The sequence below is a fragment of the Streptomyces sp. NPDC006296 genome, from assembly GCF_040613235.1.
Classification (GTDB): Bacteria; Actinomycetota; Actinomycetes; order Streptomycetales; family Streptomycetaceae; genus Streptomyces.
Genome location: NZ_JBEXRT010000059.1, coordinates 21363 through 33557, shown reverse-complemented (window position 1 = coordinate 33557; position 12195 = coordinate 21363). Strand labels below are relative to the sequence as shown.

Genomic DNA, 12195 nt, shown 5'->3' with positions numbered 1-12195 from the left:
ATCAGCATGAAGGCGACGAGCGCCGCCACCTTGATGATCGCGAACCAGAACTCCATCTCGCCGAAGTACTTCACCGAGATGAGGTTGGGGCGGCGCGCGGCGCCCCGGGCGGCCGTGACCCGGCGGGGCCGCCGCGCGGCCGCGGATCAGCCCTTCAGGGCCTTGGAGATCGCGGAGTCGAAGTCGGCCACCGTCATGGGGGCGTTCTCGCTGCCCTCGGCGGTGAGCGTCTTGCCGTCCATCTTCAGGGTCGGCGTGCCCTGCACCCCGCTCTTGTCGAAGGCCTTGGACATCTTGATCGCCCAGGCGTCGAACGTGCCGTCCTCGACGTCCTTCTGGAAGGCCTTGTTGCCCTTCAGCGCGTCCACCGAGTCCGCCACCTCGATCAGGTAGCTGTCCTTGGCGAACTTGTCGTTCGTCTCCTCGGGGTGGTACTTCGCGGAGTACAGGGCGGTCTTGTACTCCAGGAAGGCCTCCGGGCTCACGTCGAGCGCCGCGCCCAGAGCGCTCAGGGCGTTCTTCGAGCCCTCGCCGCTGTCCGAGTTGTCGATGAAGGTCGCACCGACGTACTTGATCTTGTACTTGCCCGCGTCGACGTCCTTGGACACGGTCTCGCCGACCGACTGCTCGAACGTGGCGCAGATCGGGCAGCGGGAGTCCTCGTACAGCTCCAGGGTCTTCTTGGCGCTGTCCTTGCCGATGACCACGGTCGTGCCGTCGGTGCCCGAGGTGTTCGCGGGGGCGGTGACGTTCTTCGCGTCGGCCGCGGTCTCCCAGGCGGAGGGCTTGTTCAGCTGCATCACGCCGTAGCTGACGCCGCCGGCGATCGCCAGCACGGCCAGGACCGAGACGCCGACGACGATCTGCTTGCGTGCCTTGTCCTTCTTCGCCTGGCGCTCGCGCTCCGCGCGCAGCCGCTCACGGGCGGCGGACTTGTTGGCCTGGGTGTTGCGCTTGCTCATGGGGATGCTCCGTAGGTGGGGGTGGTCCGGAATCCGGACCGGGGCCGTACCGCGTACTCAGGCAGGGGTGAGGGCCGAGAGCGGCGGGCCCCTCCGTCCCACGGAGTGCACCAGGAGGCGGGCGGCGGCGAGCGGGTGCGGGCGCCCGGTGCGCAGGACGCCGGACCGTGTCCGCCGCCGGGCCGTACCGGTCACCGCGACCGCGACGAGCAGCGGGCGGAACGCCACGGCGGCCGCCGCGCACAGCAGACCCGCGAGGGCCGACTCACCGCGCCGCAGCCAGGCCGCGGCCAGCAGCCCGACGGCCACGTGCGCGCCCAGCAGGAGCCAGGGGACGGCCGGTCCGGGAGAGGCCAGCAGGGCGGCGGCGTGGCCGCCGTCCGCGGTCACCCCGGCCAGCGGGGTGCCGACCGAGGCGACGCCGGAGAGCCCGTCGGCCCCCGAACCGGCCTCGCCCCCGCAGAGCACGTCGACGCCCACGGAGCGCAGCGGTCCCGCGATCGGGCCGCCCGCGGCGCCGTAGCAGAGGTGCTGGCCGGTGGTGAAGACCGTGTCGGCGGCCAGCTCCAGCGGAACCAGCAGACCGGCGATCGCGCCGAAGCCGCGCTCCCGGCCCGCCAGCGCGAACGCCACCGCGAAGACCGCCCCGGCCAGCAGCGCGACGGCGGTCAGCGGCAGCGGGACCCGGGACAGCAGGACGTGGGACGCGGAGGAGAGCGTGACGACGAGCGCGGTGAACAGCGCCGCGCGTACCGCTCTGATCTGCGTCCCGGATACGTCCATCGCGGGAGAGTGTGTCATGCGTTCCTGTAGGAGAGCCCTAAGGATCCGCAAACGATCCGTCGGCCCGCTCCGGTCCCGGGCCCCGGCGGGGCCTGCGGTGTCCCCGGGGCGCGGGGCCGTGGGCACCGGCCTACAGGCCCGGGATACGGCCGTTGCGGAAGAGGTCGACGAAGATCTGGTGGTCGGCCCGGGTGCGCGCGCCGTAGTCGTGCGCGAAGTCCACCAGCAGGTCGGCGAAGCCCTCCTCGTCGGCGGCGATGGCCGCGTCGATCGCGCGCTCCGTGGAGAACGGCACCAGCGAGTGCCCGCTCTCGTCGTCCGCCGCCGCGTGCATCGTGGCCGTGGACCGGCCGAGGTCGGCGACCACCGCCGCGATCTCGTCCGGCTCGTCGATGTCCGACCAGTCGACGTCGACCGCGTACGGGGAGACCTCGGCGACCAGCTGGCCGGCGCCGTCCAGCTCGGTCCAGCCCAGCCACGGGTCGGCGTGCGCCTGGAGCGCGCGCTGCGAGATGACCGTGCGGTGACCCTCGTGCTGGAAGTAGTCCCGCACGGCGGCGTCGGTGATGTGCCGGGACACCGCCGGGGTCTGCGCCTGCTTGAGATAGATCACCACGTCGTTCTCCAGGGCGTCGCTGTTGCCCTCCAGGAGGATGTTGTACGACGGCAGCCCGGCCGACCCGATACCGATGCCGCGACGGCCCACGACGTCCTTGACCCGGTAGGAGTCGGGCCGGGCGAGGCTCGCCTCGGGCAGCGTCTCCAGATAGCCGTCGAACGCCGCGAGCACCTTGTAGCGCGTCGCCGCGTCCAGGTCGATCGCGCCCCCACCGGCGGAGAACCTGCGCTCGAAGTCCCGGATCTCCGTCATGGAGTCCAGCAGCCCGAACCGGGTCAGCCCCCGCGCGTCACGGAGCGCGCCGAGCAGCGGGCCCTCCGCGGTGTCCAGGGTGAAGGGCGGGACCTCGTCGTTCTTCGCGCCCGTCGCCAGGGCGTGGATCCGCTCGCGGTAGGCGGCGGCGTAGACGCGGACCAGCTCGGTGATCTGGTCGTCGCTCAGCGCCTTGGCGTAGCCGATCAGCGCGACGGAGGCGGCGAAGCGCTTGAGGTCCCAGGTGAAGGGGCCGACATAGGCCTCGTCGAAGTCGTTGACGTTGAACACGAGCCGGCCGTTGGCGTCCATGTAGGTGCCGAAGTTCTCGGCGTGCAGGTCGCCGTGGATCCACACCCGGCCGGTGCGCTCGTCCAGATAGGCGCCGCTGTGCTGCTCGCGCTCCAGGTCGGCGTAGAAGAGGGCGGCCGAGCCCCGGTAGAACGCGAAGGCCGAGCCCGCCATCTTGCGGAACTTGACCCGGAAGGCTGCGGGATCGGCGGCCAGGAGCTGCCCGAACGCGGTGTCGAAAACGGCGAGGATCTGCTCCCCGCGCTGCTCTGCGCCGGTCTGCGTGTCCGACATCGCTGGGTGCCTCCTGGTACAGGGCGTTCATGACGCACGGGACGGTCGTCCCGGGTCTTCCAACGCGCGACCGTACCCCGGAGTGCCCGTCGTCCGTCACCTCGGCGACGTAGACTTCCACGCTGTCCCCCCGACCGCCCGTCGCCCGACCATCCCCCTCATCGAGGCGCTTCGCGCCGCCCTGAAGACCGCCCCGGAGGCACAGCGCCGTGAGCAAGCCGCCCTTCACGCACCTGCACGTCCACACCCAGTACTCGCTGCTGGACGGTGCCGCGCGGCTCAAGGACATGTTCGAGGCGTGCAACAGCATGGGCATGTCGCACATCGCGATGACCGACCACGGCAACCTGCACGGGGCGTACGACTTCTTCCACTCGGCGAAGAAGGCGGGGGTGACGCCGATCATCGGGATCGAGGCGTACGTCGCCCCGGAGTCCCGCAAGCACAAGCGCAAGATCCAGTGGGGCCAGCCGCACCAGAAGCGCGACGACGTCTCGGGTTCCGGCGGTTACACCCACAAGACGATCTGGGCGGCCGACAGCACGGGGCTGCACAACCTGTTCAAGCTGTCCTCGGACGCGTACGCCGAGGGCTGGCTGCAGAAGTGGCCCCGGATGGACAAGGAGACCATCTCCCAGTGGTCCGAGGGCCTCATCGCGTCCACCGGGTGCCCCTCGGGCGAGGTCCAGACCCGGCTGCGGCTCGGCCAGTTCGACGAGGCCGTCCAGGCCGCCTCGGACTACAAGGACATCTTCGGTGCGGGCCGGTACTTCCTGGAGCTGATGGACCACGGCATCGAGATCGAGCGCCGGGTCCGCGACGGGCTCCTGGAGATCGGCCGCAAGCTCGACATCCCGCCGCTGGTGACGAACGACTCGCACTACACGTACGCCAACGAGGCGACCGCGCACGACGCCCTGCTGTGCATCCAGACCGGCAAGAACCTCTCGGACCCCGACCGCTTCCGCTTCGACGGGACCGGCTACTACCTCAAGACGACGGACGAGATGTACGCCGTCGACTCCTCCGACGCCTGGCAGCAGGGCTGCGCCAACACCCTCCTGGTCGCGGAGCAGATCGACACCACCGGCATGTTCGAGAAGCGCGACCTGATGCCGAAGTTCGAGATCCCCGAGGGCTTCACCGAGGTCACCTGGTTCCAGGAGGAGGTCCGGGTCGGCATGGGCCGCCGCTACCCCGGAGGCGTCCCCGAGGACCGGCAGAAGCAGGCCGAGTACGAGATGGACATCATCATCCAGATGGGGTTCCCGGGGTACTTCCTCGTCGTCGCCGACTTCATCATGTGGGCCAAGAACAACGGCATCGCGGTGGGCCCCGGCCGCGGTTCCGCCGCCGGCTCGATCGTCGCCTACGCCATGGGCATCACCGACCTCGACCCGATCACCCACGGGCTGATCTTCGAGCGCTTCCTCAACCCCGAGCGCGTCTCCATGCCCGACGTCGACATCGACTTCGACGAGCGCCGGCGCGTGGAGGTCATCCGCTACGTCACCGAGAAGTACGGGGCCGACAAGGTCGCCATGATCGGCACCTACGGCAAGATCAAGGCCAAGAACGCGATCAAGGACTCCGCGCGCGTCCTGGGCTACCCCTACGCGATGGGCGACCGGCTCACCAAGGCCATGCCCGCCGACGTCCTCGGCAAGGGCATCGACCTCAACGGCATCACCGACCCGAAGCACCCGCGCTACAGCGAGGCGGGCGAGATCCGGGGGATGTACGAGAACGAGCCCGACGTCCAGAAGGTCATCGACACCGCCAAGGGCGTGGAGGGCCTCGTCCGGCAGATGGGCGTGCACGCGGCCGGCGTGATCATGTCCAGCGAGCCGATCGTCGACCACGCGCCGATCTGGGTGCGGCACACCGACGGCGTGACGATCACCCAGTGGGACTACCCCCAGTGCGAGTCGCTCGGCCTGCTCAAGATGGACTTCCTGGGCCTGCGCAACCTGACGATCATGGACGACGCCATCAAGATGGTGAAGGCCAACAAGGGCATCGACCTGGAGATGCTCGACCTGCCGCTCGACGACCCCAAGACCTACGAGCTGCTGTGCCGCGGCGACACGCTCGGGGTGTTCCAGTTCGACGGCGGGCCCATGCGCTCGCTGCTGCGCCAGATGCAGCCCGACAACTTCGAGGACATCTCCGCCGTCTCGGCCCTCTACCGGCCGGGCCCGATGGGCATGAACTCGCACACGAACTACGCCGAGCGCAAGAACGCCCGGCAGGAGATCACCCCGATCCACCCGGAGCTGGAGGAGCCCCTCAAGGAGGTCCTCGGCCTCACCTACGGCCTGATCGTGTACCAGGAGCAGGTGCAGAAGGCCGCCCAGATCGTCGCCGGCTACTCGCTCGGCGAGGCCGACATCCTGCGCCGCGTGATGGGCAAGAAGAAGGCCGACGAACTGGCGAAGAACTTCGTCCTCTTCGAGGCCGGCGCCAAGAAGAACGGCTTCTCCGACGCCGCGATCAAGGCGCTGTGGGACGTCCTGGTGCCCTTCGCCGGATACGCCTTCAACAAGGCGCACTCCTCGGCGTACGGCCTGGTCACCTACTGGACCGCCTACCTCAAGGCGAACTACCCTGCCGAGTACATGGCGGCCCTGCTGACGTCCGTCAAGGACGACAAGGACAAGTCCGCGGTCTACCTCAACGAGTGCCGGCGCATGGGCATCAAGGTGCTCCCGCCGAACGTCAACGAGTCCGAGTCGAACTTCGCCGCCCAGGGCGACGACGTGATCCTCTTCGGGCTGACCGCCGTCCGCAACGTCGGGACCAACGTCGTCGACTCGATCATCAGGTGCCGCAAGGCCAAGGGGAAGTACTCCACCTTCCCCGACTTCCTCGACAAGGTCGAGGCGGTCGTCTGCAACAAGCGCACCGTCGAGTCGCTCATCAAGGCCGGCGCCTTCGACGAGATGGGCCACACCCGCAAGGGGCTGGTCGCCCACCACGAGCCGATGATCGACAACGTGGTGCAGGTCAAGCGCAAGGAGGCCGAGGGGCAGTTCGACCTCTTCGGCGGCATGGGCGACGAGGCGAGCGACGAGCCGGGCTTCGGTCTGGACGTCGAGTTCTCCGACATCGAGTGGGAGAAGTCCTACCTGCTCGCGCAGGAACGCGAGATGCTCGGCCTGTACGTCTCCGACCACCCGCTCTTCGGCCTGGAGCACGTCCTGTCCGACAAGTCGGACGCGTCGATCTCGCAGCTCACCGGCGGTGAGCACGCCGACGGCGCGATCGTCACCGTGGGCGGCATCATCTCCGGCCTCCAGCGCAAGATGACCAAGCAGGGCAACGCCTGGGCCATCGCCACCGTGGAGGATCTCGCGGGCTCCATCGAGTGCATGTTCTTCCCCGCCACCTACCAGCTGGTCTCCACCCAGCTCGTCGAGGACACCGTCGTGTTCGTCAAGGGGCGCCTGGACAAGCGCGAGGACGTGCCGCGTCTGGTCGCCATGGAGATGCAGGTCCCCGACATCTCGAACGCCGGGTCCAACGCCCCCGTGATCCTGACCATCCCCACGGTCCGCGTCACCCCGCCCATGGTCAGCAGGCTCGGCGAGGTCCTCAGCCACCACCGCGGCGACACCGAGGTGCGCATCAGGCTCCAGGGCCCCCGCAAGACCACCGTGCTCCGGCTGGACCGCCACCGCGTCAAGCCGGACCCGGCCCTCTTCGGCGACCTCAAGGTGCTGCTCGGCCCGTCCTGCCTGGCCGGCTGACACCCGGACCCGCGGAAGGGGCGCCCCGCCGACGGCGGGGCGCCCCTTTCCGGCCGTGCGAACCGTCAGTTGTGGCCGAAGCGCTTCTGGTGCTTGCGCGCCACGTCCGCCGGGCTGCCCTGGGCCTGCGACGTGCCCTGCGACTCGTACGCCGTCGACTTGGCCTCCTCCGCGCCACGCTCCGCGGCGGATGCGCGGTCGTGCTGGCCGCCCTGCTTGCGGTTCTTGTTCTTCGCCATCGTGATGCCTCCTGAGGGAGATCCGGGGGGTCCAGAACCGCTGTCAGATTCACATAGCGCCGTAAAGGCCGCATGTTGGATCATCACGGAGCGTAGGGAGAGAGGTATCATCCGCCGTTCCCCGATCCGCCACGCCGGTGATCGAGTTCCGGACCTTAAGGCCGGTGCCGTCGGGCAGACTCGAAGGAAACCCTGAGTGAGCGAACCCCGGGTCGGCGGACCCACCCCCCATGTCCGGGCCCGCCGGTCCGACGCCTGATTGGAAGAGGGTGGAACGCGTGGACCGTTGCGTCGTCCTGGTGGACGCCGGCTATCTGCTGGGCGCAGCCGCCAGCCTGCTGGCCGGAGAGCCCGCCCGTTCCCGCATCACCGTCGACCACGCCGCCCTGATCCAGGGCCTGCGCGAGCGCGCCGAGGCCGACACCGAACAGCCCCTGCTGCGGATCTACTGGTTCGACGGCGCGCCCGACCGGGTGCCCCAGCCCGAGCACCGCAGGCTGCGGGTGATGCCGCGGGTGACCGTCCGGCTGGGAGCGCTCACCCGCAGTGACGGTCGCTGGGCGCAGAAGGGCGTCGACGCCGCCATGCATGCCGAGCTGACCGAGCTGGCCCGGAACCGGGCCTGCTCCGACGTGGTCCTGGTGACCGGTGACGGCGATCTGCTGCCCGGCCTCATGTCCGCCAAGGAGCACGGCGTCGCCGTGCACCTGTGGGCCGTCCAGGCCGCCGACGGCGACTACAACCAGTCCGAGGACCTGGTCGCCGAGGCCGACGAACGCCGGGTGCTCGACCGCGCCTGGATCACCCGGGCGGTCCGGGCCAAGGACACCGGCGGCGTGTGCCCGCCCCCGCCCGCGCCGCGCCCCGAGATCGCCGCCATCCTCTCGGCCCCGCTGCCCGAGGCGGCCCTCGCCGCCTCCGCCGAGCGGGCCTCGGAGGCCGCGCGGGCCGCTGCCCGGGAGGCGGCCGCCGGCGCCCCGGCCGGCGAGGCCGACCCCCATCCGCAGCCCGGACCCGGCCACAAGGGCGTGCCCACCCCCAAGGACCTGGCGAGCCTGCGCGCCCCCGGGACGCAGGCCGCGCAGCCGCACCCCGTGCCGCAGCCCGCCGGGAACGCGACCCTGCGCTGGTCGTCCGACAAGGGCTGGGTGGAGCGCGGCGGCCCCCTCGGCGAGCCCCCCGAGTCCGCGTCGCTGCCGACGCTCGCCCAGCTCACCAGCGCGGAACAGCGCTGGGCGGACCGGGAGGAGGACATCACCACCGTCGGCGGTGACCCCTTCGAGGTCGGCCAGGTCTTCTCCCGGCGCTGGATGGGACGGCTCCCGGAGACGGCCCACCTGCAGAAGCTGTCCACCCTGTATCCGCGCATCCCGCACCGCATCGACGGTGAGCTCCTGCGGTACGCGGCGCGCTTCGGGCTCCTCGCTCACAAGGACGACCAGATCGACGAGCACGACCGCTATGCCATCCGGGCCGGCTTCTGGCGCGAGATCGACGTGCGCGCGGCCGCCGAACACGCTCCCGCGGGGGAGTGAGCGGGGCGCCCCCGCCCCGCCCCCGACGCCGTACGGGGCATCCGACCCCGTACCCTCGTACCTCGTGAGTACGGGCACAGCACAGGCTACGGGCGCAGCACAGGCGGGGACCGGCACCGTGTGCGCGGTGCGTGACCTGGTGAAGACCTACCCCGCCGTGCGCGGCCGGCGCGGGCGCGCCGCGACCCCCGAGGTCCGCGCCACCGACGGGGTCCGCCTCGACGTCCGCCGCGGGGAGATCTTCGGCCTGCTGGGGCCCAACGGAGCCGGCAAGTCGACCCTGGTGCGCCAGCTCACCGGCCTGATGCGCCCCGACTCCGGCAGCGTCGAGGTGCTGGGCCACGACCTCGTGCGCCACCCGGAGCGTGCCTCGCGGCTCATCGGCTACCTCGGCCAGGAGTCCACCGCCCTCGACGAACTGACCGTGTCGCTCGCCGCGGAGACGACCGGACGCCTCCGGGGCATGCCGGTGCGGGAGGCGCGGGCCGCCCGTGACGAGGTGCTGGAGGAGCTCGGCCTCACCGCGCTCGCCGGGCGCCCGCTCAAGAAGCTGTCGGGCGGACAGCGCCGGCTCGCCTGCTTCGCCGCGACGCTGGTCGGTGAGCGTCCGGTCCTGGTGCTGGACGAACCGACGACCGGGATGGACCCCGTCGCCCGGCGCTCCGTCTGGTCCGCCGTCGACCGGCGGCGGGCCGAGCACGGGGCGACGGTGCTGCTCGTGACCCACAACGTCATCGAGGCGGAGACGGTCCTGGACCGGGTGGCCGTGATGGAGGCGGGCAGGGTGATCGCCTGCGACACCCCCGCCGGGCTCAAGGAGCAGGTGGCCGGCGAGGTCCGGGTCGAGCTGGTGTGGCGGGAGCGGGCGCCGCTGGACGTCCCGGAGGTGGCCGCGCTCCGCGCGTCCGCGCAGGAGTCGGGGCGCAGATGGGTGCTGCGGCTCGGGCCCGACGAGGCACGGGCCGCGGTGGCCGCGGTGACCGGCGGGGCGGCCTTCTCCTCGCTCGACGACTTCACCCTGGCCACCCCCAGCCTGGAGGACGTCTATCTGGCGCTCGGCGGGGACGCGGCCAGGGCCACCGAAGGGCTGGTGAAGGCGTGATCAGGACGGTGAACGTGTCGGGACACGAGTCGGAGACGAACGGGAGCACTGCCAGGTGACGAGCATCGTTCCCACGGAGTCCGCGAGGACCGGGCCTGCGAGGACCGGGTCCGCCGGAGCCGGGTCCCCGGAGACGGCGTCCGCGAAGCCCGGGGCCGGGTCCGCGGCGGTACGGACCTCCGGTGGGCCGCAGGACGGTCCCGCCCGCACCGCCCCCGCCCCGCTCGCACCGAGGGCCGGACTGCTGCCGTCGCTGGCCGCCGTCTACCGGGCGCAGCTGTCGCGGGCCAGGGTCGCGCGGATCCCGCTGCTGTTCGTCGCGACGTTCCAGTCCGTCGGGATCATGGTGCTGATGCGCGGGGTCGTCGACGGCGGCTCGGAGGCCCGCGCCGTCGTCGCCGGGTCCAGCGTGCTGGTCGTGGCGTTCGTCGCGCTGAACCTGCTCGCCCAGTACTTCGGCCAGCTCCGGGCGGGCGGCGGCCTGGACCACTACGCCACGCTGCCGGTGCCGCCCGCCGCGGTGGTGCTGGGGGCGGCGGGTGCGTACGCCTCCTTCACCGTGCCCGGCACGATCGTCACGGCGGTGGCCGGCAGCGCGCTGTTCGGGCTCCCCATGACCCATCTCTGGGTGCTGGTCGCCGTCATCCCGCTCGCCGGGGCCGCGCTCTCCGGCCTGGGCGCCGCGCTGGGGCTGCTGGCGCCCCGGCAGGAACTGGCGACGCTCCTCGGGCAGCTCGGCATGTCGGCCGCCCTGCTCCTGGGCGTGCTCCCCGCCGAGCGGCTCCCGGGACCCGTCGGATGGGCCCGTGACCTGCTCCCCTCGACCTACGGCGTCGAGGCCCTGTCCCGTTCCTTCGACGCCCGCCCCGACTGGCCGGTCGTGGCCCTGGACCTCGCGGTGTGCGCGGCGGTCGGGGTGCTCTCGCTGGCCGTGGCCACCTGGGCGTACCGGCGTGCGGCGGTCCGGTGAGGCAGTGATCACGGCGGCCTGGCACGATGGCACCGTGACCGCACCGTTGACGCCGCCGCACCAGCCCCAGCCGAACGAGCCCTGGCAGGCCCCGCCGTCCGGGTCGCACCTCGCCCCCGGTACGGACGAGGAGGCCCGGGAGCGGCGTGCGGAGCTCCGGCAGGGCGCGGTGATCACGGTGGCCCTGACGGTCGCCGGCATCGGGCTCGGGCTGCTCTGGCTGTGGCTGGCGCCGCGGGTGCCGCTGGTCGCCGACGACACGGCCGTGCTCCTCAAGGACAGCGAGGGCGAGGAGGCCATCGGGGCCGACGGCACCTTCGTACTGCTGGCACTCGCCTTCGGCGTGGTCGCCGCGGCCGGGGTGTTCCTGCTCCGCCGCCGCGGCGGCATCCCGCTGGTGGTGGGACTCGCCCTCGGCGGACTGCTCGGGTCGCTGGTGGCCTGGCGGCTCGGGACCTGGCTCGGACCGACGTCCGACGTGGTGGCCCACGCCAAGGAGGTCGGCAAGGGCGTCACCTTCGACGCGCCGCTGGAACTGCACGCGGTGGGGGCGGCCGTGCTGGCCTGGCCCATCGCGGCGATGATCGTGCATCTGGGGCTGACGGCGCTGTTCGGCCCGCGGGACCCCGAGCCCGAGTGGGAGTTCCCCCGTGCGGCGTCCGGCGAGGCCCCCGCCGGTGCGTTCGGCCCGGGCCCCGGCTCCGCCGACGGGCCCGCCGGCGAGGACGGCCCCGCCGCCGGGGCGGGCCCGGACCGGCCGTAGCCGCCCGGCCCCCGGCCCGGCCCACGGCCCGGCCCACGGGCCCGGCCCACGGCCGAACCCGCCCGCTCCGCACCGCGGCCACCGCCGCCGGTCCGGTGCGAGGGGCCGCAGGTCCGGGGCCGCGGGTGCTACCCCTGAGTCCGGCCGATCGGGGCGAGCACCGCCTCCGTCAGCGCGGCCAGGTCGGAGGGGGAGAGCTCGACCTCCAGGCCGCGGCGGCCCGCCGAGACGCAGATGGTGGCGTGGGACCCGGCCGAGGCGTCCAGCACCGTGGGCAGACGCCTGCGCTGGCCCAGGGGGGAGATGCCGCCCCTGACGTACCCCGTGCTGCGCTCCGCCGCCGCCGGGTCCGCCATGGCCGCCCGCTTGCCGCCCACCGCCGAGGCGAGCGCCTTCAGGTCCAGCGATCCCGCGACCGGGACGACCGCCACCACCAGTGCGCCGTCGACGTCCGCCACCAGGGTCTTGAACACCCGCTCGGCAGACACCCCGAGGGCCTCGGCCGCCTCCTCGCCGTAGGAGGGGGAGGACGGGTCGTGGGCGTAGGAGTGGACCGTGTACGCGGTGCCGGCCGCGGTCAGCGCGACCGTGGCCGGGGTTCCGCCCGGCTGCTGCTTCCTGGACTTCTTCGCCACC

10 protein-coding genes and 1 pseudogene are annotated in these 12195 nt (G+C 72.1%); 5 read left to right on the top strand and 6 right to left on the bottom strand.

The features are described from left to right. The 4 genes and pseudogenes from ABZ172_RS28160 to ABZ172_RS28145 form a co-directional block, all read right to left on the bottom strand. Positions 1-86: pseudogene (locus tag ABZ172_RS28160) on the bottom strand (hypothetical protein); the annotation flags it as partial. A gap of 60 nt (positions 87-146) precedes the next feature. After that, positions 147-962 carry a DsbA family protein gene (locus ABZ172_RS28155; protein ID WP_356887826.1) on the bottom strand — a complete coding sequence of 272 codons (816 nt, stop codon included), beginning with the start codon at positions 960-962 and terminating at the stop codon, positions 147-149. A gap of 57 nt (positions 963-1019) precedes the next feature. After that, positions 1020-1745 carry a hypothetical protein gene (locus ABZ172_RS28150; protein ID WP_356887834.1) on the bottom strand — a complete coding sequence of 242 codons (726 nt, stop codon included), beginning with the start codon at positions 1743-1745 and terminating at the stop codon, positions 1020-1022. A gap of 130 nt (positions 1746-1875) precedes the next feature. After that, positions 1876-3201: a DUF2252 domain-containing protein gene (locus tag ABZ172_RS28145; RefSeq protein ID WP_356887824.1), complete on the bottom strand. Its 1326-nt coding sequence runs from the start codon at positions 3199-3201 to the stop codon at positions 1876-1878. 209 nt (positions 3202-3410) lie between these two features. Between ABZ172_RS28145 and dnaE the strand changes: the two genes are divergently transcribed. Next, the gene (gene dnaE, locus ABZ172_RS28140) at positions 3411-6950 is read left to right on the top strand and encodes a DNA polymerase III subunit alpha (RefSeq protein WP_356887822.1); all 3540 of its coding nucleotides are present in this window, start codon (positions 3411-3413) and stop codon (positions 6948-6950) included. Between the two features lie 65 nt (positions 6951-7015). Here dnaE and ABZ172_RS28135 read toward each other — a convergent pair whose 3' ends face one another. Continuing rightward, a complete protein-coding gene (locus tag ABZ172_RS28135; protein WP_356887820.1) occupies positions 7016-7189 on the bottom strand; it encodes a hypothetical protein in 174 nt (57 codons plus the stop codon). Between the two features lie 269 nt (positions 7190-7458). Here ABZ172_RS28135 and ABZ172_RS28130 point away from each other — a divergent pair, with 269 nt between their 5' ends. The 4 genes from ABZ172_RS28130 to ABZ172_RS28115 all read left to right on the top strand — a co-directional run bounded on the left by ABZ172_RS28130 (position 7459) and on the right by ABZ172_RS28115 (position 11559). Beyond that, complete coding sequence (locus tag ABZ172_RS28130; RefSeq protein WP_356887818.1) at positions 7459-8724, top strand: NYN domain-containing protein; 1266 nt, start codon at positions 7459-7461, stop codon at positions 8722-8724. Positions 8725-8842: 118 nt separating this feature from the next. After that, a complete protein-coding gene (locus tag ABZ172_RS28125) occupies positions 8843-9826 on the top strand; it encodes an ABC transporter ATP-binding protein (protein WP_356887832.1) in 984 nt (327 codons plus the stop codon). Between the two features lie 55 nt (positions 9827-9881). Continuing rightward, complete coding sequence (locus ABZ172_RS28120; protein WP_356887816.1) at positions 9882-10796, top strand: ABC transporter permease; 915 nt, start codon at positions 9882-9884, stop codon at positions 10794-10796. Positions 10797-10830: 34 nt separating this feature from the next. Further along, positions 10831-11559, top strand: a complete 729-nt coding sequence (locus tag ABZ172_RS28115) for an ABC transporter permease (RefSeq protein WP_356887814.1) — start codon at positions 10831-10833, stop codon at positions 11557-11559. 128 nt (positions 11560-11687) lie between these two features. Here ABZ172_RS28115 and ybaK read toward each other — a convergent pair whose 3' ends face one another. Then, positions 11688-12194, bottom strand: coding sequence for a Cys-tRNA(Pro) deacylase (ybaK, locus tag ABZ172_RS28110; protein WP_356887812.1), 507 nt, complete (start codon positions 12192-12194; stop codon positions 11688-11690). Between the last annotated feature and the right edge of the window lies 1 nt (position 12195).

Coding starts and splice junctions, on each gene's coding strand:
- ABZ172_RS28135 (WP_356887820.1), bottom strand. CDS start 7,189: ATGGCGAAGAACAAGAACCGCAAGCAGGGCGGCCAGCACGACCGCGCA.
- ABZ172_RS28145 (WP_356887824.1), bottom strand. CDS start 3,201: ATGTCGGACACGCAGACCGGCGCAGAGCAGCGCGGGGAGCAGATCCTC.
- ABZ172_RS28155 (WP_356887826.1), bottom strand. CDS start 962: ATGAGCAAGCGCAACACCCAGGCCAACAAGTCCGCCGCCCGTGAGCGG.
- ABZ172_RS28150 (WP_356887834.1), bottom strand. CDS start 1,745: ATGGACGTATCCGGGACGCAGATCAGAGCGGTACGCGCGGCGCTGTTC.